The sequence below is a fragment of the Litorimonas haliclonae genome (genome assembly GCF_965138505.1).
GTDB classification, from domain to species: domain Bacteria; phylum Pseudomonadota; class Alphaproteobacteria; order Caulobacterales; family Maricaulaceae; genus Litorimonas; species Litorimonas haliclonae.
On sequence record NZ_CBCSCO010000001.1, the window covers coordinates 182,756 to 208,035 of the forward strand.

Sequence of the window (25,280 nt, forward strand, 5' to 3'; positions counted from 1 at the left end):
ATTTCGCTTATTTAAGTGACTTGAGCGCGGCAAAAGGATTGTCCGATTTAGGGCTTTCCTCTTCCGCGCTTTCTTCGTTTGCCAAGCCGTGATTGAGCGGGCCATGCCCGTCTTTCGACCCTAATCCAGGAGCGGTGCGAATAGCCTCAAACACAAACTCTCGGGCCACCATGACAGCCGCGTCCAAGGAAAGCCCCTGGGCCATATTGGCCGCTACAGCGCTTGCCAATGTGCATCCTGTGCCATGCGTGTGCCGCGTACGAATGCGCGGGCCGGACATTACGTTCGCCCCCTCTTCGCTCACCAGAACATCAACGACAGACTTGGTCGACAAATGCCCCCCTTTCATCAGCGCTGCGTAAACACCTCGCTCAAGAAGTGCGTCGCCAGCTTTGGTCAAATCATCGACATCTTCAATTTTCACGCCTGAGAGCCATTCACCCTCCGGGACGTTGGGCGTCACGAGGTCAGCCAGAGGCAGCAGTCTCGTCTTCAGAGCCTCCATTGCATTGTCTTTAAGTAATGTGTCCCCCGAGGTCGCCACAGCAACGGGATCGAGAACAATAAAGGCGTCGAGAGGTTCAACCTCTTCGGCAACAACCTCAATAATCTCTTTCGTGCCGAGCATACCAATCTTAACGACATCGACGCCAATATCAGACACGCAGGCTTTAATCTGCGCCCGCACAAGCTCTGCGTCCAAGAATTCGACCTGCTCCACCCCTAAAGTATTTTGAACGGTAATCGCTGTAATTGCCGTCATGGAATAGGCGCCAAACGCGGCGCAAGTTTTGATATCCGCCTGTATCCCCGCCCCGCCAGAGGAGTCGGAGCCAGCGATGATAAGAACGCGGCCTTGGGGCTTGTTTTCTACGTTTTCAGTCATCACATCCCAATTCGGTATTTCTAAGTTTTACCTGTTTGTCCAGGCTTCCCACTTCCAAAAGGAAAACCAGCAGAAAGTAAACACCAATTACAAAAGCCGGATTAGAATCAAAAGCGATCCTATAAAAGATAAAAAGCAAGTGATAGATTACGAATAGCCACCAGCCTTGCTTCATTCTTCCCAAATAGAATTTATGGCCGCCAACACCTCCGGTAAATACGAGGAAAAATAATGCGAGCCGAACTGTTCGGCGCTTTGGTTTTACTGAATGGTATTCTCGTGCAGGCTTCTCCGGATTTTTATACTTCAACCAGGGCTTTCGGCTATTACCCATTCGCCATAGCCTCCCATACCTTTATCGCCTGCACCGTCTCACTCACATCATGCACTCGCACAATATTGGCGCCAGCTTGGGCTGACCAGAGCGCGGCGGCAAGGCTCCCACCTAATCGGTCATCTGCGCTGCTCCCGTCAATGCGCCCGATGAAGCTTTTGCGAGACGCCCCCATTAATAGTGGACACCCTAGCGACTTAAATTCGGAAAGATTGTGTAAGATAGCAAGGTTATCTTCCTGACGTTTTCCAAATCCGATCCCGGGGTCGAGCGTTATATTTTTCTGTTCTACCCCCGCAAAATCGAGCGCGTCTATACGTTTCGCCAGGTAATCTTTTACCTCCGCTACAGCGTTTCCGTAATGCGGATTATGCTGCATGGTTTCCGGTGATCCCTGCATATGCATTAGGATAACGGGACAGCCAAGTTCCGCCGCAATCTTTTCTGATGAGGCGTCGAAAGTCAGCGCCGTCACGTCATTCCAAATATCAGCGCCTGCGAGTATAGCGGCCTGAGCTACCTCGGGTTTGCGGGTATCTATGGAAATTATCGGACCTACTTCTTTGTCTTTTGTCCCTTCGCGCAAGGCCACAATGACGGGAACCGTTCTCATTATTTCTTCAGCAACAGACACTTCTTCCGCGCCCGGACGTGTGCTTTCGCCGCCTATGTCAATAATATCGGCGCCTTGCTCCCAGAGCCGCATGGCGCCTTTTACCGCCAGTTCCAACCCGTCATAAAGTCCGCCGTCTGAGAAGCTGTCCGGCGTGGCATTTAATATGCCCATGATTTTTGGTCGGGAGAATTTAGGGGTCATAGTAATCAAGTCACGAATGAAAAACCCCGCCGAGGCGGGGTGATTTGTAATTAAGCTTCTGCGGCCCCGCCTAACCCCTTGGGCTTTTTGGTCGTTGGGACCGCGGACACAGCCGGCTTGGTTTTCCCGCCATCGGGGCGTTTCGGCTTTATGCCGTCAGAGAGAAGAACTTTGATTTCATCACCGGAAAGCGTTTCATATTCCAGAAGCGCCTCGGCCAAGGTTTTCCAGTCCTTCTTTTTCTTTTTCAGGATATCAAGTGCCTTTTCGTGAGCTTCTGTCACAAAACGCTTAATCTCTGTTTCAATCAACTTCGCCGTTTCCGGAGAAATCGCAGAACCGCGCCCAATGCCGGGCACAAAACTGCCCTGATCGTTGTCTTTATAGGCAATTGGGCCGATCGCGTCAGACAGTCCATATTCTGTCACCATCGCTGTGGCGATTTTGGTAACGTGTTCGATATCCGAACTCGCACCGGAGGTCACTTTGTCATAGCCAAATTTGATCTCCTCAGCCGCGCGTCCGCCCATCGCCATAGCCATGGAAGCGATCATTTCCTGTCGGCTTTGGGAAATCTGATCCCGCTCTGGCAGGTATTGAACCATCCCTAGGGCCCGGCCGCGCGGGATAATGGTTGCTTTGTGGATCGGCAGGCTGCCTGGCATATTCAGACCAACAATAGCATGGCCCGCTTCGTGATAGGCCGTCATTTGTTTTTCCTCATCCGACATGGCAAGTGTGCGACGCTCGGCGCCCATCATAACTTTGTCACGCGCGTCTTCAAACTCGCGCATCGTGATTTTAAGCTTGTTGCGACGGGCCGACAAAAGAGCCGCCTCATTGACGAGGTTGGCAAGGTCCGCGCCCGAGAAACCGGGGGTTCCGCGCGCAATATATTTGACATCCAAATCAGCAGAAATCGGTTTGCCCTTCATGTGGACTTCGAGAATCTTCTCCCGTCCAGAGATATCGGGGTATGGGACTTCGATCTGACGGTCGAAACGACCCGGACGCAGAAGCGCTTTGTCCAAAACATCAGGACGGTTGGTCGCGGCGATAATAATAACGCCTTCCTGACCATCAAATCCATCCATTTCGACCAAGAGCTGGTTCAAAGTCTGCTCGCGCTCTTCATGTCCTCCGGAGGTGCCGACACCGCGGTGGCGGCCGACAGCATCAATCTCGTCAATAAAAATGATACATGGGGCGTGTTTGCGCGCATCGGCAAACATTTCCCGAACACGGGACGCGCCGACGCCCACAAACATTTCAACAAAGTCTGAACCTGAAATGGTAAAGAACGGCACTTCGGCTTCGCCGGCTACCGCGCGGGCCAATAGCGTTTTACCTGTCCCGGGAGGGCCCACCAAGAGTGCGCCCGTCGGAATGCGCGCCCCAAGACGCGTAAAACGGGACGGATCGCGTAAAAACTCCACAACTTCGTTCAAATCTTCTTTAGCGGATTCAACACCCGCAACATCTTCGAATGTCTTTTTCTGGGTATTTTCCGTAAGCATTTTCGCCTTGGATTTCCCAAAGCTCATGGCGCCTCCGCGTCCTCCGCCTTGCATGGACCGGAAGAAAAGGAAGAAGATACCTACGATTAAAAGCAGAGGCAAAACGCTCATCAACAATCCAACGAGAACACTTTGCTCTTTTTTCTCTGCATACTCGTAAGGGATATCTGTTGTAGCGAGGAGGTCTCCGGCCTTGTCGTCGAAAAAGGGAATATTGGCGACGTAATCGCTGCCATCACTGCGTTCACCTGTGACGATACGGGCGTCCTGGTCAATTTTAGCGCTGGCGATATTGCCATGTTGAACTTGTTGAGAAAACTGGCTGAAATTTAGCTCGTTTTCCTCTGGGACGGAATTAAAATTTCCCTGAGTCACTGTAATCATAACGAGAAACATCGCAATGATTAGCCCCCAAACGGCAACATTGCGCATATTGAAATTAGGGGGTGGGTTTTCGTTTTTCATCTGATTGCCTTGTGCATAATCTAGCTATCCTACCACATAAGAAACCCTGCGCCAAAAAAAAGCCTGCGCAAGCTTAATTCTTCATACGTTTTTGTTCATTTTCGGGACTGATTTTCCAAACATTGCTTCGAGACGCTCCCGCGCGAGACACTCAACGGAAAGCCCGTCAAATTTTCCGACTCCGATTCCTAAAACATTGGGACCCGCCCTCCAGACAGGTAAGGTCATTCTGACCTTCGGAGGATGCCGCTTAACTTCTCTCACGAGTTCGTTTGGCAGTTTCGACATTTGCCCGAAAAGAGGCGAAACCATGATGTCCTCTTTCCTTGTTCGCGCCAAAAAACGCCCGTCCCAGATAAAGGGCGAATTTACAGCTACAGCCAAGGAAGTATGTGTTGTCTGTTCTTTATTTCTCCGTCCCTTCGCAGCGACGGGATCCCGGCATAAAAGATACTTATTTTCAAATTTGGATATCTGCGCGCCCGCCAGAGTAACGGCTTTGAAGTCGGGACGCCGCAACTTTTTCAGGACGCGCCGGATTTGTGCGCCGTCAATAGGTCCGCCAGTACCGCTAACCAGACGCAATAAATGCGTTAAAAGTTCAGGATAAGGGACATCTGAGAGTAAAGCATATCCATTTTCATCAACTCTCAAAATATTGGACGCTTGGTTTGCAAGAATTTCCTGTTCTAAAGACTTTGCCTGACGTAAGTCTTGCGCTGTTTCCAAAGTAGCCCCGAGATAGATTGACGATACAGCCAATCGCTGACGTATTCTGACCCGCGTGAAATCACGATTTGTGTTGCTGGGGTCCTCCACCCACTCCAAACTATTCTTTTTCAAATATTTCAGAATTTCGTTTTTTGGGACGGATAACAGCGGACGGCACACGGTAACACAGGCAAGCTCTGGCCAGATTGGAGCATACTTTTCAGAACTCATTCCGGCGGCGCCGCGCCAATCCGTCCCTTTATCATATCGCATAACAAGGGTCTCCGCTTGGTCCCCCAAATGATGCGCTGTCAATAGGGATGAAATTCCGTGCTGGCGACAATAGGCCCCCATCAGCCCATATCTAGCCTGCCGAGCTTTTTTCTGCAGACCTGCCTGTAACGGTTCAGGGACCCATGTCAGGATGTGGGCTTCAACGCCTAATTTCTCAGCCCGCGATTTAGTTTGCCTGGCTTCTTCGGCTGATTCCTTCCTTAAGCCGTGATCCACGATTAAAGCGCAGCGTAATTGCGGAGCGTCTTTTAAGGCATGAAGCAAAGCCATGCTATCCCCGCCGCCCGATAGAGCAACAGCGAAAGCGTCTTTTGTCTTAGAATAATAAGGAGCTACAGCCTCATACAACATGAGGCTGACTTAAGACAAAACTGGAGAGTTTAACATCCTGTACGGGCAGCTTCGATACGGGCCTTTTCTTTCACGGCGTCCCGAGCATTGGGAAATTGTTCCGGGAAGCTCGCCAAAGTCTGACAAGATTCTGATGTATTTCCAAGTTCCCGCAGTGCAGCCGCGAGTCGAACCATAGCGTCAGGTGCTTTGGCGCCGTCTGGATTCTTCCGCATAGAGGTGATGTAAGCATCCGCAGCATCTGCGTAGCCACCCCGAACAAAATAGCTCTCACCCAGCCAGAAACTCATTTCCCCAGCATCAGAAGCTTCGGGGTTGAACTCAAGATATTGGCTGAGAGATATTTGCGCTCCGGCAAAGTCCCCTTCAGCCAGTTTCGTTTTTCCTATCTCACCAAGTTGGCTTACATCTTGCCCCAAGGGCACATCCGGTTCATTCCCAGTAGGTTCTGAAGCATCTGAACCGCTTCCGACCACTAGGTCTCTTTCTTTAAAAACTGGGGCGCCGGGCACAGCGGAGGGCTGCCCCTCCATTTCCGGGCCGTATTCATAGGCTTCCGAACGGCCTTGTGTTTCTTGAGCAACCAAGTCGACTGCGTCCAAATGTATTCTGATGCGGTTGGAGAGCTCTTGCATGGCGCGGATATCCCCCTCCAGCGCGTCGAGTTCTGAGACGAGATTGTCCCGCTCATAACGGAGACGCTCAATTTCGCCCGTAAGGCTACGTTGAGAGGTTTCAAGTGTGTCCATACGCGCCATGAGACGCTCTGCCGCTGGATCTCCGGTCAAGAGGCGTTGTTCTAAGATACTAATGCGTTGCGCCAATTGTGCGTTCTGCGCCGCTAGTTCTCTCTTTGATTGGGCCTGCGCGGACGATGCGGTCAGCATTGCCGTCACGACGCATAAAAAAGCAAAAGATTTTACGGGCAAATATTTAAACATGTGAGTCTCCGATCGCGGTCATCAAATAGACTTAACGCCCATCCAAGAAGAATGAGCGTTAAGAATCAGCCATAATTATTAATCCGTCATGAACGGATTTGGAGGTCGCCTAGGAGACGCCGCCAGATGTCAAATTCGTAAAGCCATTACGATTACGGGCCCAACCTTCTTCATTGGAACGAGCGTCAATTGGACGTTCTTTTCCGTAAGATACGGTGCTGAGACGGTTTGGAGCGATACCTTGAGCCACCAAGAACGCACGAACTGCCTCCGCACGGCGCGCGCCAAGAGCCAAGTTATATTCGCGGGTTCCGCGCTCATCGGCGTGGCCTTCGATAATCGCATTCATGTTGGAGTAATTTGAGAGCCAGTTCGCTTGTTGCATCAATTTATTCCGGGCTTCGTTGCTCAGTGTATATTGGTCATAGCCGAAATAAACACGTGGCTCACCGCCGGATTGATACGCAAAGTCTTCAATTGACCCGGGTGCAGGTTGATCGGGCGCAACATACTGTTCGGTTGGCGCGGGCGCCTGCTCAACAGTCTGAGGCTCAGCAGGTTGCGGGGCCTGCGTAACAGGGCGTTCCTGTACTGGGGCGGGTTTCGGTTTACTTGCACAGGCAGTCAGGCCAAGCACAACGCCGCCTAACAGTAGTAGTTTAAGAGGTTTCATCAGAGTCTCCATATGTATTCCGTGAGGCTGACAATAAAACATGGCCAACACATGACGGTGATTAAGAACGAGATTGCGGCAAAATCAAGGTCGCAGTTCGATTAAACGCTATTCTTACGACAAAGTTACCAAATTTCTCGGCAATTTAGGTTAAGTTATGGCAATAATGGTGACCAAGCAGGGTCTGAAGCCTCTCCGGGCGTCTCAACACGGCGAAGGTTTTGTCCCGTCAGGTCAACGGACCATATCTCGCTACGAGCGCCCCGTCCGCGGGTTTCACGGGTGAAGGCGATGACACGGCCATTCGGCGACCATGTCGGACTTTCATCCAAATAGCTTTCGGTCAAAATGCGTTCGTTTTTACCATCTGGGTCCATGACGCCGATAGAAAATTTCCCTCTTAAAGTTCTAACAAAGGCAATCTTGTCGCCTCTAGGAGACCAAACAGGCGCGTTGTAACGCCCTTCACCGAAGCTGATGCGTTTCTGACCACTCCCATCCGCATTCATGACATAAAGCTGAGGCGAGCCGCCTCTGTCAGAATTAAACACGATACGGCGTCCATCCGGAGAAAAACTTCCCGACACATCAATGGCCGGATCATTCGTCAGGCGGCTCGTTGAGCGGGAGTTAAGATCCATTACGTAAATATCAGAATCTCCGCGTCGCTCCATAGACATAACTAGTTTGTTGCCATCCGGCGAAAATGTTGGCGAATAGGTCATTCCCGGGAAATCACCTAAGAGCTCCCGGCGGCCAGATTCGATGTCGAGAATGTAAAGACGCGGATAGGTATTTTCATATGACAGGAAAACAATTTTCTGGCTGCTGGGGGAAAACCTTGGCGTCAAGACCAAGTCTGACCCGGCCAAGAGATATTGAGGGTTTGCGCCGTCCTGATCCATGATTCCAAGGCGTCTCACCCGATCAACCTTAGAGCCCTTTTCATCAATGAAGACGAGACGACTATCAAAATACCCCTCCTCGCCTGTCAAAGCCTTATAAATTGCATCCGAAGCTTTATGAGCCGTACGGCGCCAATTCTGAGGGGTCGCAGCCAAGCGAATTCCAGCCAGTTGTTTGCCCGCAAAGACATCCCAAAGACGGAACTCAACGCGTATTCTATTGGCGTTTTCTTCGACTACACGACCAGAAACGAGCGCCTCAGCCTTGATAATTCGCCAGTCTGCATAAGTCGGCTCATAATCAATATTGGTTTGAACTTCCAAAAAGCTCGCCGGATTGAGTGATTCAAAAAGCCCTGACCGTTCCAAATCAGCTCGAATAACCTCTGCCACCTGCGCCCCCATTGCGCGGCCGCTATCGGATTGAGAAATAAAATCCGGCACCGCAATCGGGGTCGGTTCTAAATTGCCTTTGGTAATATCAATTTCCAATTGAGCCTGAGCCGCAAGAGGCCAGGCAAAAATCGAGACAGCTAAGGTAAGTAATAATCGGAAAAACAATTTCACAGAGACATCCTTCATAGGTTTGCTTCTTAGGGTTTGGCTATCAGTTTTAGCGTTATCTTACAATTGAGGGGCAAAATTCAATGTGAGGTTTCGCCAATTAGCGTATTTATCATCCGGTAAAAAATCATAAGGCGCGCATTGCGATACGGCCCGAACCGCGCGTTGTTCCGCAACCTCCCAAAAAGGGTTTCCGGGATCATTACGGCGGGCCGCCATACGGTTTTTGACTTTCACATCTTCGACAAAGCCGCCCGGTAAGAGTTTTACATCTAACTTGACGATTAATTTTTCCGGATTTTGAGCATCGGCCGGGATACGCCAGCATTTATACATCGCCGACTGCAGAGCATCTAGTTCCGAAAGAGTCATATCCGTGCCCTCACCTGTTCCGGCGCGGGCAGCATCGGCAAAGCGGTAGGTATTCTGCTCTGATTCAAGAGTTTTTTGTTTGTTCTTCTCCGGAGACGTATCTCGCGTTTTATTGACAAGTCCCGAGAGCTTATCGAGGTCAAATGCAGGTTCATCCGGCTCTTTTGGCTCTTCTTTCGGTTTATCCGGCGTTTCAGTGGGTTCTTTGGCTGGTTCCGGTATGACGGCTTCCGCGGTCTTTTCGACCGGCTCTTCCGTGCGCTCATTTATTTCAGGGGACTCTTCCTCGGAATTTTCCATGGGCGTTTCCAGCATCATGGGCTCTTCCGGTTCAGGTTCCGGCAATGCCTCCTTGGGCTTACGAATGGCCGCAGAAATGTTTGTCGTCTCACTGACTGAAATCAGGTCAATCGGAATGATCCGCGTTTCCTCAAACGGCGTCACATCACCGGAAAAGGTGACGAGTCCCACCGTCACGGCCGCAACATGAAGGCCAATGGATATTGGGAGACCGAGCTTCATAACTCTATTGCGACACCGGATCTGTTACCAAGCCCAGGTTAGAAAAGCCCGAAGCGTTGACCCGCGCCATGACTTTCATCACTGCGCCATAATCAGAGTTCTCATCTGCGCGCAAATAAATGCGTTCTTCATAGCCATTGGCGGCCACGGCAGAGAGCTTGGATGCCAAGTCGTCAAGGCTAACCTCAGCTTCCTGAATGAATATACCGCCATCTTTGTCGACAGAAATTGTAATCGGCTCCGTCTGGCTCGGCAGGCTTTTCGCATCAGTTTTTGGCAGTTCCAATGGAACGCCAACCGAGAGCAACGGCGCCGCGACCATGAACACAATGAGCAAGACCAACATGACATCGACAAGCGGCGTCACATTGATATCTGAATTCAGACGCCCACCGCGATTGCGGCGGCGTCCACTTCCGCGCCCGGTTCGTCCGGCGCGGGATGAAACGGAAGCCCCCATATTACTGCCCCTTGCTTATTTTACGTGAAAGGATGGCAGACAGCTCGTCAGCATAACCTTCAATACGGCCGCCATAGCTGTCCAAATCATTGCTGTATTTGTTATAGAAAACCAGCGCAGGGATCGCTGCAATTAGACCCAAAGCCGTCGCAAACAAGGCTTCGGCAATACCCGGGGCGACAACAGAGAGGTTAGTGTTCTGACTCGCCGCAATCGCGCGGAACGCATTCATAATGCCCCAAACCGTCCCGAACAAACCCACGAAAACAGACGCTGAAGATACCGTTGCCAGTACCGCCATGCCGCGTTCCGCCTTGGCCATTTCGCGGTTGATAATCAGGTTCATGACTGAATCAATGCGTTGGCGAGTGTTTTGCAGGGCGCCTTCGGTGCGAGGAGACGTCCGGCCCTCATTATATTCGCGCATTGCGGCTGAAAAAATTCGTGCCATCGGATCGCGGGTATCATTGCCGAGCGATGCCGACAGATCTTCAAGAGTACGTCCAGACCAGAAGGTATCCTCGAAATCCGTTGCGCGCCGCTTCAGGACAAAGAACATAATCGCCTTGTCTATCGCGACGCCCCAAGACCAAAGGGAGGCAATAGCGAGCAGGACCATTACACCCTTTACCACCCAATCGGCGCGTAAAAACAGTGACCAAAAAGAAAACTCGGTGCTCGAGATGGGTTCCAGAGCCGTTGTCGTCTGAAAGATAAGGTCGATCATCATAATATTGGCCTTCAATTGCCGGGATTCGCGTAGGGGCGACCCATTATAAAAATTTATGTCAATTCAAGGGCAGAATAGGCAGAGCGACACCACTCTTCCAATTAACAGGCTGTAACATCCCATTCCACGCCTTTTTTCGCCTTTACACATAGATTTACGCTTGGAAAGAAAGTCTTAACCTTAACCGCAATTCCTCGGAAAACTGCTTTCCGGGTGTAAAAGGCTTGCTCTTCGCCACCAAATTGGCGCAGACTTGTCATGGTTTTGTCCTGTCAGAGCTGATAACAAGGGCAACAAATCTTTATGGGAGGCCGATATGCGCCGCTTTACTCTACTAGCTTTACTCTGCGGAACTGCTTTTTCCGCCTGTCAAACGACTCAACCAGAAGCTCGGACAACAATTATTGCGCCCGAGCCGGTTCAAACTTGCGTCTCGGTTGAAGGCTTGACCAAAAAAGTCATTCCGGCTGAGACAAAAGTTCAATACGCCATTACACAAATAGAAAACCCGCCTTACGAGCCAATTCAGACTAAGGTGAAACAAATCAAAGTCGTCAAGCCTGCCGAAGTCATTTATGTCAATGAACAAGGGAGCGAAATCGTTGATATTTGCGAGACAAATATTGAAATTGGCGAAGTGGGCCCGGGCGTCGGCGAAATTATTCCTGACCCGGACGCATAATTAAGCCTGTTTTAAGATTTGAGGAGGTCAGCTACGACCTCCCCGGCCCATAATATCTCGCTTGGTTCACATATTTCAGCCCAAACGAGGCGGGTTTTAACGAAGTCTTCTGTCGGTAAAACCTGTTGTGAGGCTTCAAAAGTCGCCTTATCTGGCCACTCTGCATAGGCGTAGAACGCGCCGTCTTCGCCTTTGTGAAGGCGGCTTCCCAGAGCACCGGCATTATTTTGAAAAAACTGGGTAACGCCTTTCCAACACTCGGCAAATTTCTTTTCGTTTTCAGGGGTTGGGGTGCTCAGAGCGAATTTATAACTTATAGCAAACATGCTCTGCCCTAGCCTTGCATTTCCATTTGGGCAAGACGAGCGGCCTGATCTTCAGCCAAAAGTGAGTCGACCACGTCGTTCAATGCGTCGCCAGCAACGATTTTATCCAGATTATATAAAGTTAATCCAATACGATGATCCGTGACACGGCCCTGAGGGTAGTTATAAGTCCGTATCCGTTCTGAACGATCTCCGGATCCTACCTGACCCGCACGTTCTTCGGCGCGTTCGGAATCAAGGCGCTGCTTTTCCATATCATAGAGCTTCATTTTCAGGAGACGCTCGGCATTTGCCCGGTTCATATGCTGGGATTTCGCATCACACACTACGACAACACCTGTTGGGACGTGTGTCATCCGAACGGCTGAGTCAGTTTTATTGACGTGTTGACCGCCTGCGCCTGAGGCGCGCATTGTGTCGACACGAACGTCACTCATGGAGAAGCCAATATCAATATCCTCGGGTTCAGGCAAAACGGCGACAGTTGCGGCAGACGTATGAATTCGGCCCTGCGTTTCAGTCACCGGAACCCGTTGCACCCGGTGAACGCCGGATTCAAATTTCATTTTCCCATAAGCGCCTGCGCCGGAAATAGAGGCAACGATTTCCTTGTATCCCCCCATATCGGCCTCGGCTGCGCTCTCGATTTCGACCTTCCATCCCTGAATGGAAGCATAACGGGCATACATGGAAAAAAGATCGCCAGCAAAAATTGCGGCTTCGTCCCCGCCTGTTCCGGCCCGAATTTCCAAAACGATAGAGGCGTTGTCATCTTTGTCTTTAGGCAAGAGTAAAAGCGAGACTTCTTTTTCCAAACCTGGAAGCGTTTCTTTGAGCGTCTGAATTTCTTCGCGCGCCATGGACTTCATCTCAGCTCCGTTATCCGGATCCGCAACCATAGCTTCGAGGTCAGCCATCTCGGAACGAACGTCGCGAAGTTTTCGAACGCCGTCCGCCACAGGCTTTAGCTCGGCATAGTCTTTACCAAGTTGGACGATTTCATCACTGTCCATAGTTGCACTCATCCGCGCTTCGATTTGTTCGAAACGGTCAAGAACTTGGGCGAGTTTAATATCTGGGATGTGCATCAGGGCGGGTTAGTCCGTTAAAGTGGGTTGGTCAATTCTTAGAAATCAGCGCTCACGCCTAAAAACAGCGTGCGGGGCCGTCCGGGGAAATAACGCTCATTCCCGAAAGCGAAGTCAGCCCTGTCTGCATATCGTGTATCAAAGACATTATCAATTCGGCCCTGAAGTTTAAGAGCCGCTGTCAGGTTATAATCCCCGCGAAGAACGAAAATATCATGTCCGGGATAGTCTTCTGTATTGCCCGGATTCGTAAAATAGCTTCCGACATGGCGCCATTCACCTTCTATGGTAGAAAGGTCATTTGGACGGGCTGTCGCGCGTATTGTCCAAAGCGTATCCGGCGCTGTGTCAACGCGGTCGCCTTGCGTAATATTATTCGCCGGAGACCCTTCGTCTAACGAGAAATCATAAGTGTGTCGCGCTAATGTTCCGTCACCAGACACGGACAACCAATCCGTTAGCTCCGCTGAAAAACTTGCCTCCAGCCCAGTATGCTGCGTTTTGCCGTCCACCACATTAAACCCATTTGCGTTCCGGAAAAAGAAATTGTCCTTCCATTGGGTAAAAGCAGCAAATTCAACTTGCGCTTTCCCGAAGTCCCGTTTGAATCCTGCCTCCAGACTATCAAGCGTTTCTACATCTGCTTCGCCCGCAACTTGGTTAAGCTGAACGGAATACAGATCCGTCACTTGCGGCGCGCGGGAGCCTCTGGCAGCCCGTATGTAAACTAGGGAGCGATCATCCAGATGGTGTCTCAGACTGACTTTTGGGGTCACGGTCAGGAAATCATCATTTCGGTCAGCTACTCGGATGAAACGTCCGCTCTGGCCCGTGTTTGCTTGGTTATTATACTCATAATTTGTGTATTCCGCCCGGACGCCGAGATCCAGTGTCGTTGAAGCCCCCAGTTCAATGTCCCGCTGCGCGTAAGCCGCGCCGACAAGCGCCTTCACTTCGTAATCATAATGAAGCCCCTGAGTGAATGAGAATTGGTCAGGATTGTCCTGGAATTCGAATAAGAAGCCGTCAGTATACTCAATATCGGCCCCGACATTGAAGTCCTCCCCGAAAAATGCAGTTTGCAAACCAAAGGAACTATGCCCGTTCTTCTCCAGAGCTTGGCCGGGGACAAAATGGCGAAGAAAACGTAATTCAACACGGCGCGCATAAGGCGTCATTGTAAGCGTGTTCCCCCCAAAACCTCGAGTAAAACGGGCTTGAGTACGATAGCTTTTACCGTCGCGAAACGCTTCCGGATTAGGGTTGGTAAAGCGGATGGCGTCATCTTTATATGCGGCATTTCCTTCGATGAATCCGGCTGTTTCCTGATTAAGGTTATTAAAAGAGCTTAGCCAATCGACAGACCAAGGTCCCAATTCCCCTTGGTATTTAAGCTGGACTTTCTGTTGATCAAACCCGCTATCGTTACGAAAACCGTCATCATGGGCAAGAGACGTAGAGAGACGAAACGCTCCGTTCGACGCACTTGCAAGACCCGAAATAAAGCCATCCTCGCCGCCCAATACCTTTAATGTGTTTTTACCTTCGACGCCTTTAGAAGTGATATTAATGAGCCCATGTACGGCATTCGAGCCATATTGCGCTGGGCCAGGCCCTTTAAAAATTTCAAGGCTTTGCGCGAATTCGGTACCGCCCTCAAACAATCCATTTACATTTGCAAAACCTGCAGCCCGCAGCGGCACGCCGTCTTCGAGGTACAGAAAACTACCGGCCCCGGCCCCCCCGGTTAAAACCGGAGAACGAATAGCGGTCAAATGCTCCTGACCGCTCCCGCGATGAATATTCACGCCCGCAACTCGGTTCAGTGCCTCGGCTGGATGTACGGCGGATATGCGCTCCAAGCTTTCAGCACCTAAAACGTCTACGCTTGCCGGGACGTCCCAGATAGCAAAATCAGCGTCATAAATGCCCCTAACGATGATTTCGTTGATCTCACCGGAAGAATCAGATTCTTTCGGCGTTGGCGTAGTTTGGGAGTCCTGCGCCCACACGGCAGAAGAAAGAGCCGAAAGCGAAAGACATAAAAAGAGAGAGGTTTTGATTTTCATAACCGCCCTATGGCCAGAGAGGCTCAATGTATCAAGTGACTATTTCGGCTCAGCCAAGAGCGCATCAATCAAACGTAGAATAAATTTCACCATGACGTCGCGAGGCGTTTTGTCAAATTTCATAACCGCCATCATATTGGCAGCATTATAAATTATCAGAGCATCGGTCTCATTATCGAGCGGAGCCGGCATAGATGTCTTTATCAATTCAAGAATATGGCTCCGCGTAGCCAAATATTGAGGCCGAAGGTCGGGATTAAATGACACCGACCAACTAAGATAGGCTTTCAAAGTCGCGGGGCGCTCCTCAATCATTTCTTCATAGGCAACGGACATCGACAAAACCCGGTCTTTCGCTGCTGATCCAGTCTCCGGTAGGTTTTTAAACATCTCGACAACGTGAGCCTCAATTTCATTCAGCACGTCTTGTGTCAGCTCTTCCCGCGTCGGAAAATAATTAAAGACCGTCGCAGTCGAAACCCCTGCCCGTTTTGCTATGTCGCCATGCCCTGTTCGCTCTATGCCTATATCTGCAAAGGTCGCGATCGCTGTTTCCACTAATTGATGGCGCCGGGCTTCCGGGCTTAATCGATTTCGGCTGCGCATGGTGAGGCCTAATTAAAGTAAGTTGAGAACCAAGATGTTCGTTTAGACCGTTGCGACGACCTTGACAATTCCTCCCTCCCAATTAATGATAAATTTATCAATAGGGGAGAAGTGAATGGCGTTTATTGAAACTCTTAGGACGAAACCGGAATGGAAACGTCACCTCTGGCTTATATCTCTTACGTTTCCAACCACGCCTTTGTTGGGAATTGCGTTAGCTCTTGCGACGGGCAATCCACACTGGGTTTGGCTACCTGTCGCAATATTTTATGTGCTCGTCCCAGCGCTGGATTACTTTGTCGGAGATGACAAATATGACCTCCTGGGCCTCATTCAGGACGAAGTAAGTCGTTCGAAATTTTATAAATTCATGGTCCACGCCATGTTACCTGCCATCTATTTGACGTGGGTTGGTGGAGCATGGTTTTTCACTAAACAGTCGTGGCCTTGGGATGTTTATCTGGCTTTAGGCTTAAGCCATGGCTGGGGCCTGGCCTTTGCAATCAATGCCGGACATGAAACCGGGCACAAAACGGATAAAGTCTCGAAGTGGTTCGCGCTTTTCATGCTTCTACCAAGCTTTTACGGCCATTTCCGAGTCGAACATAACATGGGGCACCATTCCGATGTCGCCACACCGCGCGATCATGCGACCTCGAGATTTGGTGAAAGCTATTATCAGTTTATGAGTCGCGAATATCCAGGTGCATGGAAACGATCCTGGAAAATTGAGAAACGGCGCGCCGACCGAAAAGGCTATTCCCGCTTTTCTCTAAAGAATGAAGTCGTTCTCGCCACAGATATGGCTCTGATCCTCTGGAGCGTAATGATCGTTATTTTCGGTGTCTCCGTCCTTGCCTATATGCTCTTGGCTTGGTTTGTTTCTGCCACAGCCCTGACTTCGCAGAATTACATTGCCCATTATGGCCTGCTACGTGATCGACGTCCGGACGGAAAATTCCTTCCTTGCGAACCTCACCATAGCTGGAATTGCAATCTGCTCGTCACTAATTTGACAAGTTTCAACTTGGCCCGTCATTCAGACCATCACGCTAACCCCTCTCGGCATTATCAATATCTGCGGCAGTTTCAGGAGGTTCCTGCTCTGCCTTTTGGTTATATGCTGATGTTCCTGATTGGATATGTTCCGCCGCTCTTTCGCAGGGTTATGGACCCGCTTGTCCTCAAAGGCGTAAACGGTGATATGAACAAGGTTCTAACGAAAGACCTCGTCTGCCAATGGGAAGCTGAACAATCCGTCGTTAAGCCCGAAGCAAATAAAGCATCCACACGCAATTCTGCCTCGGTCTGATCGCTTAGGCTCTTCTTAGGTTTCCGATTTAGGAGAAGAGCCTGTCTTCGATTTTGATGAAGTTGCCGTCTTAGTTTTAGGCTTAAGCGCAGATTTGGACTTAGGGGCTGTTTTGGCTGCCTTCCCCGTCTTGCCTTTGGCCTTTGACGTTGATGCTTTCTTAGCCTGACTCTGAGCCGATTTTGATTTCTGTAAAAATTCTAACGGTACATTTTGCGTAACAATATTGAGGTCGCGTTGCGGGAACGGGATCGGGATGCCTGCTTTCTCGAGTGTTTTATTGATTTCAGTATGAATGGTGTGTGTCATTGGCACGCGTTCATCAAAAGTACGCAGAAATACGCGGACTTCGAAATCTAGTGAACTGTCCCCAAACCCCATGAACAAGACCGACGGGGGCGGCGTATCTAAAACTTTAGGCAATTTCTTGACCGTATCTAACATCAACTCCCGCGCCTTGTCCGTGTTTGACCCATAGGCAATGCCAACCTTGACGATCAGTCGTGTTACGGAATTTGAAAGCGTCCAATTAGTCACCCTTTCACTGATAAGGGCTTCGTTCGGAATCAGAATTTCACGATGATCCAAATCATTTAGAGTCGTCGCCCGAATTTTAATTCGAGAAACAAATCCGCTTTCCTCTCCGATTGTGACGTAGTCACCAATGCGAATAGGCCGTTCAAACAAAATTACGAGGCCGGAAACGAAGTTCGCGATAATCTTTTGCAAACCGAAACCGATACCAACCGACAAACCGGCCGCCACAAATTTCAACTGCGACCACTGCAAACCTAACCTGTTAACCCCAACGATCAGGCCAAGCGCAATGATTATGTAACCCAAAATTGTGACAACAGCGTAGCGTGTGCCTGGATCAACCCCGAGGCGGTTTAAAACGAAAATCTCCAGAAAGCCCGGCAAGTTACGGGCTGCAATAAATGTTAGTCCCAATATGACGAGTGATTGAAGCACGTTCCAAAGGGTAACCGCCGTCTCAATCGGATTATTCAATTCATCCAATTCGCCGGTTTTGTATGTCCAGACATCAATACCATCGAAAATAGATAATGCTGGCAATAAAGAGGACCAGTTCGCCCACATAAGAACCGCAAAAGCAATAATAATAAGCGTATTAAGTAATTGAGCAGATTGACGCGTCAATGACGAAACATCGATTTCTTTCGTATCGACTTTCGGCGGCGGAGACATTTCCTCTCCGCGTTCTTCGGCTTCTTCTTTCTCGCGGCGGGCCTTGATGGCAGCATCGCGACGCTCAACCGCTTGACGATAACGAAGCTGGCGCTGAGCCACGACAATTACCCGGCGAATAGTTCCCCACACTAAATAAGTTAGGAACAGAAGCAGGGCGGACATGAAAAACCGCCACAGCAATTCGTCTGCAGTTTCATAATATCCTGCCGCGGCAAGAGCCGCTGCGCCTATCGGGATACCGATAATAAATACAGAGATAAGTCCATTATACCGAACAAACCAGCCCGGGTCGTTTGACGTATTTGAAAACTTATTTTTTTCCAACAATGTGATCTTGAAACCGAAAACGCCGAGCACAAGACAGGTTAAAATAAATAGTAGTAGAGACAGGCCTTCATAGATGCCAGCGCTAGTCATATCTGTCGTCAGGGCCAATAACCCTGAGGTCACGCCGACGACGGGCACGAACCACCTAAGTTGTTTATTGACGGTCTGACGAACAATTGCCGCCATTTTAAAATGGGTCCCGAATAGGGATTTATCTCGGTCCCAAACTCGCCAAGTCAGAACGATAAAGAGGAAAATGGCTAAAAAATAACAGGCGTTTTCGACGCCGTCGACAACAGGGTCGGCGAGATCAACAAGATCGAACAGAATTCCCGATAATAAAAATAATAGTGGTAGCGGTAATGCTATGAGACACCCCGCCACAAGAACCGCCGGTGTATGCCAAGCGCTATCGACTTTTACCCGGCCGACTTCAGTCGAACGCTTTTGAATATTTGCATAGAGCCAAGGCCGCGTCCGATACAAACCGATAATTACAACGCCGAAAATAAAAGCGAGAGGCCAATATTTTTGAAGCTGTGAGGTTAGAGTCTCAAAAACTAAAACGATGTGTTCAGGCGCAAATAACTCCAGACTCCCATTAACAATTTTTGGCAGCCAACTGACGCCGATTGCCGGCACACTAGGAATCCACAATAGCTTTTCATCAAGTAAGGACTGTAAGTCTTGGGTGGTCTCTAGCAACTTTTCCTGTGCGGCTTGAAGCTGGCGAATATCCGTAACACGGTCAGTTCCTTCTGTCGAAATGCGCAAAAGAAGCGAACGTTGAGAATCGTTGAGGATTTGAAGCGCCGCAATTTCTTCAGAGTTGAAAGCGGGCAAGGTTGGGTTGATGCGTCTTGCCGCGTTCAGAACCGTCTCTGGGTTTACGCGCCCGACCGGCAAATCGCGCAGAGCTTCCTGCGCCACTAATCTCTGACGGGTCGCATTGACCAACAGGGTTTGCGTCTCATTTAAATCCGCTCGAATTGCCTGCGGGGAAACAAGTTGATTGCCCAATCGTCGTAATGTTGCGCCAGCATCCCGGTCCAAACTTTCAAGATTGGCAAGGTCTCTGGCGACTTCCAAATCTTCCAATACATCATCCTGGCGGGACCGGGCTGACGCCGTGTTTCGGGAAATAGCAGCTTCACTTGCAGCCAAGCCTATAACCTGTTTTGCCAATTCCTTGTTTCGCTCTGCCATTTTGGATAGCACCGGATGTAAATCGCTGTAGCGATCCGCCTCCGCCAAGACAGTGCTTTGAAATTGCAAAGCCTCGTTCAACCGCCGCTGACCAGTTCTTTCTTGAAGAACCTGAACTTCGCGGGATAATTCACGCGATTGTAGTTCAGCGAGCATTTGTCGGGCATTAATAATTTCATTCCGGCGGGGTAGGCTGGCAACTTCACGCTCCAAGGTCGCAATTTGCTGACGGCGGTATTTAGCTTTCACCCTCAGATTTACGCGGCGCGCCCTCCCCAGCACATCTGACGCCGTTTCTACCTCTCCTAAATCGGCAAGGCCTGACGTGATTGTTCCCAGCTCGGCCCTAACTTCTATGAGTTCTTTTGGAGCATTTACCTGACGTGTACTCAGCGCCTGTAAACTAGCCCGATAGCCATCAATCTCAGAGCGCAGGCCTCGAAGTTCGGATTCTCGGGAAGCCAGTTCCTGCTCAAGCTCAAGCAGATCCTCTTCCCGCATGGGCTCTTCCCCCAACTCCATCTCCGTGAGGGGGGGTGTATCAAGTTGCTCTTTCGCTAGTTCGATCTCTTCATTCAGACCTCTAAGTACTGCAGCAGAATTTGTTAAGTCGGATTGGTATTGCGTTTCCTGCTCTTGAGCCAAGGCAATATCCCGCAAGCGCTGAAGCGCTTCTTTGTATAAATCCGTTGCTGTCTGAATTTGCTCTTCGGAAAGCTCTGAATTATCTTCCAAATCCGCTATACTCGCTTCGATAGCAGAGCTGGACGGAACGGATGTATTTTGGGTCGTTTGAGCGAACGAAAATGATGCCTGAACCAGACTGAACAGGATCACTGATATTGTAATCAGAAAATGACGCATCAAAAGAGTCGGCCTTTATCAACAAAGTTCATTTTCATTGATAAACAAACATCAACGCCGTGCAAGTCCGTTCACCGATTTGGCACTGTCATTTCAATAAGATAGACAAAAAAGAGCGAAAGCCTTTGCTATCCCTTCCTTTCACTCTTCAAACGACATCCTCTGAAGGGCAATAGTCAGATGCGTTTGATATACGCCTTAAGCATAAAGACTGTTTCCTTTCGGCTGCACCTTGCCTAAACCACGCCACATGGCTCCACCCCTCTTAACGCTTTCCAATATCGCCCTGACCTTTGGTAGCACGCCTTTGCTGGAGGATGGCAACCTCATGGTTTATCCTCGAGAGCGTCTCTGTCTGGTCGGACGCAATGGTTCCGGTAAATCGACTTTGATGAAAATCGCTGCTGGGTTGGTAGAAGCCGACACGGGAGAGCGGTTTGTCAAACCCGGCGTTAGTTGGAGATATCTACCACAGGAGCCAGACTTATCTGCCTTCCAAACATCTTACGATTATATAGCAGATGGGTTAATCGGGGCGGATGATGGTAGCCGAATTCCTTATCTATTGGACGCTCTGGGATTAAGCGGCGAAGAAAACCCTTCCGTCATGAGCGGAGGGGAAATGCGGCGCGCCGCTCTTGCGCGCACTTTGGCACCTGACCCTGACATTTTAATGTTGGATGAACCCACCAACCATCTCGATTTGCCCGCTATTGAATGGCTTGAGAAAGAACTCGGAAGAAGTCAGAGCGCAATCGTTTTGATTTCACATGACCGTCGCTTTCTCGATAATTTATCTAAACGAACCGTCTGGATGGACCGCGGCGAAACCCGTGATCTAGATGAAGGTTTCGGGGCTTTTGAAGATTGGCGGGATGAGTTTCTGGAACAGGAAGAACTCGAACGTCACAAAATGAACCGTAAGGTTCATCGTGAGCAACGCTGGGTCGTTCACGGCGTTTCGGGACGCCGGAAACGCAATGTCCGGCGCCTGAAGGAGCTTGGAGATCTGCGTAAGACTATAAAAAATCAGCGCCAAGTCACAGGCAGCGCTAAAATAACTGTGACGGAGGCAGACCGTTCTTCCAAGCAGATCGTGAAATTAACTGATGTCAGCCACAGCTTCGATAAGAGACCGATCGTGAAAGATCTCTCCCTGCGTATTAACCGCGGAGAACGCCTAGGTTTAATCGGCCCGAACGGCGCCGGTAAAACAACACTTCTTCGGATTATCATGGGCGATATTCATCCCGATGAAGGTCAGGTTGAGCTTGGTTTGAATTTAGAATCCTTGGTGATTGATCAAAAACGGGAAAGTCTAAATCCTGACTGGACGTTGAAAGACGCACTGACAGACGGAGCGAATGACACCGTCATAGTCGGCGGCAATTCCGTTCATGTCATGCGGTATATGAAAGATTTTCTTTTCTTGCCTGAACAGGCCCGAACGCCCCTCCACGCTTTATCAGGCGGTGAGCGCGGTCGATTGCAGCTGGCCCGGGGCCTACGTCTCCCCAGCAATTTTCTTATATTGGATGAGCCTACCAACGACCTAGACCTGGAGACTTTGGATTTGCTCCAAGAAATGGTTTCGGAATATAACGGCACGGTTATCGTCGTGAGCCATGATCGTGACTTCTTAGATAGAACTGTGACCCGCACGCTTGCTTACGAAGGACCGGGTCAATGGCAAGTCTATCCCGGGGGATACTCCGATATGGTCTCCCAAAGAGGCGCTGGGGTTCAATCGAGAGATTTGACGAAAACCAATTCGCAGCAGTCTCCGACGAAATCATCATCGTCTCCAAGCACCACAGATTCCAGCCCCAAACAGTCGCCCCCTAAATTGTCCTATAAACATAAGTTTCGATTAGAGAAACTGCCACAGGAAATGGCAAAGTTTGAATCCTTGATTGCCGAACTAGAGCAAGAAATGGCAGACCCCGAACTCTACAGCAAAGACCCCAGCGCCTTTGCAAAAGTGAATGCGGCGCTCCAAAAGACTCGCTCGGCACTGAATGCGGCAGAAGAAGAGTGGCTAGAGTTAGAAATGATCCGAGAAGAGTCAGAGAGATAAAGGCACAATTACTCTATCAAAATCGCTCCATTTTCAGCTCTGGGGAGAATAGGAGGTAAATTTGCGGCGCGGTGATTTACATTCACCTGCACGCGGGAACCCGCCGAACCATCTAAATCAATCGTATGAGCAATGAAACTTGTCGCGGGAGCCTTGGCGCCCATCCGGCTGCCTTCACCCTCTACAACGAGCGCTTGGGTAGGAAAATAAACCGTCCCTAAGACTTCGAGCCGCCCTCCACTGGAAATCGTATTCGCAATTGATTTCTTCTCTTTCTTCTTGCCCTTTTTATCTTTCTTCTTTTTGCGCAAGTCGGCCATTTCCATAAACGCCAAACCTTTGCGCGGACCTGATGCCGGAGCTTTCACGCGAACATTCGAACCGCTTTCGATTTTCAAGCGTGACTTTTCGCCGGAGAAGGCAAATGTCACTCCGTCCGCCATAGCCTGCGCGCCGTTCTTAAATGTAAGCGCGCCGTCAAGCATGATATAATCCCCCGGAAGGAACGTCACGCTTCGGCCGTCAACTGTCAGACCACCGCAATACGTTCCTGGCAGCAGGGTCGCATAGCTTCCGGTCCCGTTTTCGGACTCTTCAATCTCACTTCCGGCTTCGGATGATCCCCCACCATATGGCGACGAATCGTCATCGTCATCGTCGTCATCATCGTCGTCGTCGTCGCGTCCCTTTTTCTTAGGTTTTTTGAATTTTAATTCAGAAACACAACTTCCGATCTCAGGTAGCTGCGTGTTCAGATAAGGATCCTCGACGAGTAGACATTCCCCTTTCGCATAGGGACTAAACGCACCGTCAACACCGCCTGTCGCGCAGAAAGATTTCGCAATCGGCATGGTGTCCGTTTTTGACATTAGAGCTTTGTGAGAAACGGAATTCGTATGAACCGAACATTCGGGAGCTAAAAACTCGAGACCGCCAGAAAACTTTATGGATTCATCTTCATTTTCTGCCAAAGCGAGAACGCAAATTATATTTTGTTCAGAACGTAGTGCGGCGCTCTTGGTCTTGATCTTTATACCATCTTTGCCAAATGCTCTTGAAACGGAAAATGGAACGATACCGGAGGCGACCATCGAAACCATCCCGTCTTTGGCGTAAGGATCAAGTGAGACATCAGCGCGTCCGGAATAATTGCCTCGAAAGTGCTTTCTTGCCAATTCCTCTTTTTGATCATTTGACACGCTATTGTTCGTTGCGGCCGCCAGAACAGCGTTATCCAAAGCGTTTTTTACCGCTTTATGCTCGCTTGTTGCACTCGTGAAATCCAGTACGGCACTCGAAGCCGCAAGAAGAGGCAACGATAAAATCGCCGTCATTATAGCATATTGCCCGTTTTCATCTTTTCGGAAACGGGTAAATGTTGTTTTGTTAAACACATTAATCCTTCTCCTTCCCCAAAACTATAAGTAAGAAACAAGAATGAATGTGTGCTTTTAAAACACGGTTAAATAAGGGTTTATTTTCGTGTAGCGGTAATTTGAATATTTAGCTTTATACCTTTACTGACCCATTCACCCGTATTCCAAGGGTCTTCTCCGATTTTCCATTGCGTCCGATCGAGGCTGGTCATTCCGGTCATAACTGTCGTTTCCCCGATAGCGGGCGTTGCGGGAGAGAGTGTGAAAGGCAGCTCAATGTCGTGGGTCATGCCTTTTATAGAAAGAGAGCCATTTGCAACGTAAGAGCCTTGCCCCACCTCGGCAATCTGGTCCGACCGGAATGTTGCGACAGGGAACTCTTTTGCCGAAAACCAAGCTTTGCTTGGTAAAGTATCGTTCCTTTCCTTATCCCCCGCATCTATGCCTTGCAGGGGGATCGTAACAGTGACTTCAGAGTCTGCCAGATTATCAGGATCAAACAGGATAGATGCATTGAATTCTGTGAATTCCCCTTCAAATTCCTTCCCCTGCTGCTGGGCAGTAAACCGGATGAAACTTCCGTCCGGATTGACCATCCAGTTCGTCTCCTGCTCGGCGGCGGGAGGCGAGCTCTGTACCAATGTCTCTGCGGACTGGCCGCAGGAGACTAGAAGAATTCCTCCTAGTAAGAGTGATAAATATCTCAGACTCAACATGTTACACCTTTTAATTTATCAATAGCCTGTCTACGACACATCTACGAAGCTTTAGACGGGAATTATGACATGGCAAATGTGAATGCCAATGACTTTATCGTCACAGACAAAAACATCCGCCTTTCTGAGAGGCCGACACGGATTGATCTTTTTGACGATAAGGATGACGCAAAAGACACGATCAAGGACAATGCCAAGGAGATAGCAGATCTAGCTCATAAGCTCTATGCTGAGGCGGGACGCTCCGTTCTAATTGTTCTGCAAGGGATGGATACATCAGGTAAAGACGGTACGACTGAAGCGCTCTTTCATCGAACTCCGCCCTTGAATGTGAATGTGGCGAGTTTCAAAGCCCCCACAAAAAAAGAAATTGCCCATGACTATCTTTGGCGGGTGCACAATGTCTGCCCCGGGGCAGGACAGATTACCGTTTTCAATCGCAGTCATTACGAAGATGTCCTTGTTGTCAAAGTCAAAAACTTTGTCTCTGCGGCAACCATTGAACAACGATATGACCAAATCAACGATTTCGAACGTCTATTAGTTGAAAACGGCACGACAATCTTGAAATTTATGCTAAATATCAGCCATGAGACACAAGGCGAGCGTCTCCGCGAAAGGTTGGTTGAATCCCATAAACTCTGGAAGTTTAATCCCGGTGACCTGGAAGATCGCGCGCTTTGGCCCGAGTTTATGGACGCGTATCAAACAATGCTGCGCCGCACATCTACGCATCATGCGCCTTGGTATGTGATCCCCTCCGACTGCCGGAAGACCCGCGGCGCTATAGTGAGCTCTATCGTTCGCGAAAGCCTTGAAAAAATGGATCCGCAATATCCGGACCCTGGATTCAAACCCGAAGATTTTGAGATTTAAA

22 protein-coding genes are annotated in these 25,280 nt (G+C 49.7%); 4 read left to right on the top strand and 18 right to left on the bottom strand.

The window, feature by feature from the left end; all coding sequences use genetic code 11:
• Positions 1–7: 7 nt before the first annotated feature.
• The 11 genes from thiD to tolQ all read right to left on the bottom strand — a co-directional run bounded on the left by thiD (position 8) and on the right by tolQ (position 10,542).
• The gene (gene thiD, locus ACNA05_RS00840; RefSeq protein WP_415809472.1) at positions 8–886 is read right to left on the bottom strand and encodes a bifunctional hydroxymethylpyrimidine kinase/phosphomethylpyrimidine kinase; all 879 of its coding nucleotides are present in this window, start codon (positions 884–886) and stop codon (positions 8–10) included.
• Complete coding sequence (locus ACNA05_RS00845) at positions 879–1,220, bottom strand: TM2 domain-containing protein (RefSeq protein ID WP_415809473.1); 342 nt, start codon at positions 1,218–1,220, stop codon at positions 879–881. The genes thiD and ACNA05_RS00845 overlap by 8 nt, the downstream gene beginning before the upstream one ends.
• Positions 1,213–2,037: a dihydropteroate synthase gene (folP, locus tag ACNA05_RS00850; RefSeq protein WP_415809474.1), complete on the bottom strand. Its 825-nt coding sequence runs from the start codon at positions 2,035–2,037 to the stop codon at positions 1,213–1,215. Before folP ends, ACNA05_RS00845 begins: the two co-directional genes overlap by 8 nt.
• A 50-nt stretch (positions 2,038–2,087) precedes the next feature.
• The gene (gene ftsH / locus ACNA05_RS00855; protein ID WP_415809475.1) at positions 2,088–4,019 is read right to left on the bottom strand and encodes an ATP-dependent zinc metalloprotease FtsH; all 1,932 of its coding nucleotides are present in this window, start codon (positions 4,017–4,019) and stop codon (positions 2,088–2,090) included.
• Between the two features lie 81 nt (positions 4,020–4,100).
• Positions 4,101–5,375: a tRNA lysidine(34) synthetase TilS gene (gene tilS, locus ACNA05_RS00860; protein ID WP_415809476.1), complete on the bottom strand. Its 1,275-nt coding sequence runs from the start codon at positions 5,373–5,375 to the stop codon at positions 4,101–4,103.
• Positions 5,376–5,404: 29 nt separating this feature from the next.
• Positions 5,405–6,316, bottom strand: coding sequence for a tetratricopeptide repeat protein (locus ACNA05_RS00865; RefSeq protein WP_415809477.1), 912 nt, complete (start codon positions 6,314–6,316; stop codon positions 5,405–5,407).
• A 109-nt stretch (positions 6,317–6,425) separates the two neighbouring features.
• Positions 6,426–6,989, bottom strand: coding sequence for a peptidoglycan-associated lipoprotein Pal (gene pal / locus ACNA05_RS00870; RefSeq protein WP_415809478.1), 564 nt, complete (start codon positions 6,987–6,989; stop codon positions 6,426–6,428).
• Positions 6,990–7,144: 155 nt separating this feature from the next.
• A complete protein-coding gene (gene tolB, locus ACNA05_RS00875; RefSeq protein WP_415809479.1) occupies positions 7,145–8,476 on the bottom strand; it encodes a Tol-Pal system beta propeller repeat protein TolB in 1,332 nt (443 codons plus the stop codon).
• Between the two features lie 42 nt (positions 8,477–8,518).
• Entirely contained in the window at positions 8,519–9,352 is an 834-nt protein-coding gene (locus ACNA05_RS00880; RefSeq protein ID WP_415809480.1) for a hypothetical protein, read from the bottom strand.
• Between the two features lie 4 nt (positions 9,353–9,356).
• Positions 9,357–9,812, bottom strand: a complete 456-nt coding sequence (locus tag ACNA05_RS00885; protein WP_415809481.1) for an ExbD/TolR family protein — start codon at positions 9,810–9,812, stop codon at positions 9,357–9,359.
• Position 9,813: 1 nt separating this feature from the next.
• Positions 9,814–10,542 (bottom strand): protein TolQ, encoded by a 729-nt coding sequence (gene tolQ, locus ACNA05_RS00890; RefSeq protein WP_415809482.1) that lies wholly within the window; start codon positions 10,540–10,542, stop codon positions 9,814–9,816.
• A gap of 316 nt (positions 10,543–10,858) precedes the next feature.
• Between tolQ and ACNA05_RS00895 the strand changes: the two genes are divergently transcribed.
• Complete coding sequence (locus ACNA05_RS00895; protein WP_415809483.1) at positions 10,859–11,224, top strand: hypothetical protein; 366 nt, start codon at positions 10,859–10,861, stop codon at positions 11,222–11,224.
• Positions 11,225–11,235: 11 nt separating this feature from the next.
• Here the strand turns inward: ACNA05_RS00895 and ACNA05_RS00900 are convergent, their stop codons facing one another.
• From ACNA05_RS00900 to ACNA05_RS00915, 4 genes are read right to left on the bottom strand one after another with little or no spacing between them, the layout of a single operon-like run.
• Positions 11,236–11,550 carry a hypothetical protein gene (locus tag ACNA05_RS00900; protein ID WP_415809484.1) on the bottom strand — a complete coding sequence of 105 codons (315 nt, stop codon included), beginning with the start codon at positions 11,548–11,550 and terminating at the stop codon, positions 11,236–11,238.
• Positions 11,551–11,558: 8 nt separating this feature from the next.
• Entirely contained in the window at positions 11,559–12,638 is a 1,080-nt protein-coding gene (gene prfA / locus ACNA05_RS00905) for a peptide chain release factor 1 (protein ID WP_415809485.1), read from the bottom strand.
• 38 nt (positions 12,639–12,676) lie between these two features.
• On the bottom strand, positions 12,677–14,707 hold the full coding sequence (locus tag ACNA05_RS00910; protein WP_415809486.1) for a TonB-dependent receptor: 2,031 nt from the start codon (positions 14,705–14,707) through the stop codon (positions 12,677–12,679).
• Positions 14,708–14,746: 39 nt separating this feature from the next.
• A complete protein-coding gene (locus ACNA05_RS00915) occupies positions 14,747–15,313 on the bottom strand; it encodes a TetR/AcrR family transcriptional regulator (RefSeq protein ID WP_415809487.1) in 567 nt (188 codons plus the stop codon).
• Positions 15,314–15,428: 115 nt separating this feature from the next.
• On the opposite strand from ACNA05_RS00915, the gene ACNA05_RS00920 reads away from it, so the two are divergent.
• Positions 15,429–16,625, top strand: a complete 1,197-nt coding sequence (locus ACNA05_RS00920) for an alkane 1-monooxygenase (RefSeq protein WP_415809488.1) — start codon at positions 15,429–15,431, stop codon at positions 16,623–16,625.
• 15 nt (positions 16,626–16,640) lie between these two features.
• Here ACNA05_RS00920 and ACNA05_RS00925 read toward each other — a convergent pair whose 3' ends face one another.
• Positions 16,641–20,234: a mechanosensitive ion channel domain-containing protein gene (locus ACNA05_RS00925; protein ID WP_415809489.1), complete on the bottom strand. Its 3,594-nt coding sequence runs from the start codon at positions 20,232–20,234 to the stop codon at positions 16,641–16,643.
• Positions 20,235–20,484: 250 nt separating this feature from the next.
• Here ACNA05_RS00925 and ACNA05_RS00930 point away from each other — a divergent pair, with 250 nt between their 5' ends.
• On the top strand, positions 20,485–22,311 hold the full coding sequence (locus ACNA05_RS00930) for an ABC-F family ATP-binding cassette domain-containing protein (protein ID WP_415809490.1): 1,827 nt from the start codon (positions 20,485–20,487) through the stop codon (positions 22,309–22,311).
• Between the two features lie 8 nt (positions 22,312–22,319).
• Here the strand turns inward: ACNA05_RS00930 and ACNA05_RS00935 are convergent, their stop codons facing one another.
• A complete protein-coding gene (locus ACNA05_RS00935) occupies positions 22,320–23,705 on the bottom strand; it encodes a TadE/TadG family type IV pilus assembly protein (protein ID WP_415809491.1) in 1,386 nt (461 codons plus the stop codon).
• Between the two features lie 80 nt (positions 23,706–23,785).
• Entirely contained in the window at positions 23,786–24,403 is a 618-nt protein-coding gene (locus ACNA05_RS00940; protein WP_415809492.1) for a YceI family protein, read from the bottom strand.
• 69 nt (positions 24,404–24,472) lie between these two features.
• On the opposite strand from ACNA05_RS00940, the gene ACNA05_RS00945 reads away from it, so the two are divergent.
• Entirely contained in the window at positions 24,473–25,279 is an 807-nt protein-coding gene (locus tag ACNA05_RS00945; protein WP_415809493.1) for a PPK2 family polyphosphate kinase, read from the top strand.
• The last annotated feature ends 1 nt before the right edge of the window (position 25,280 follow it).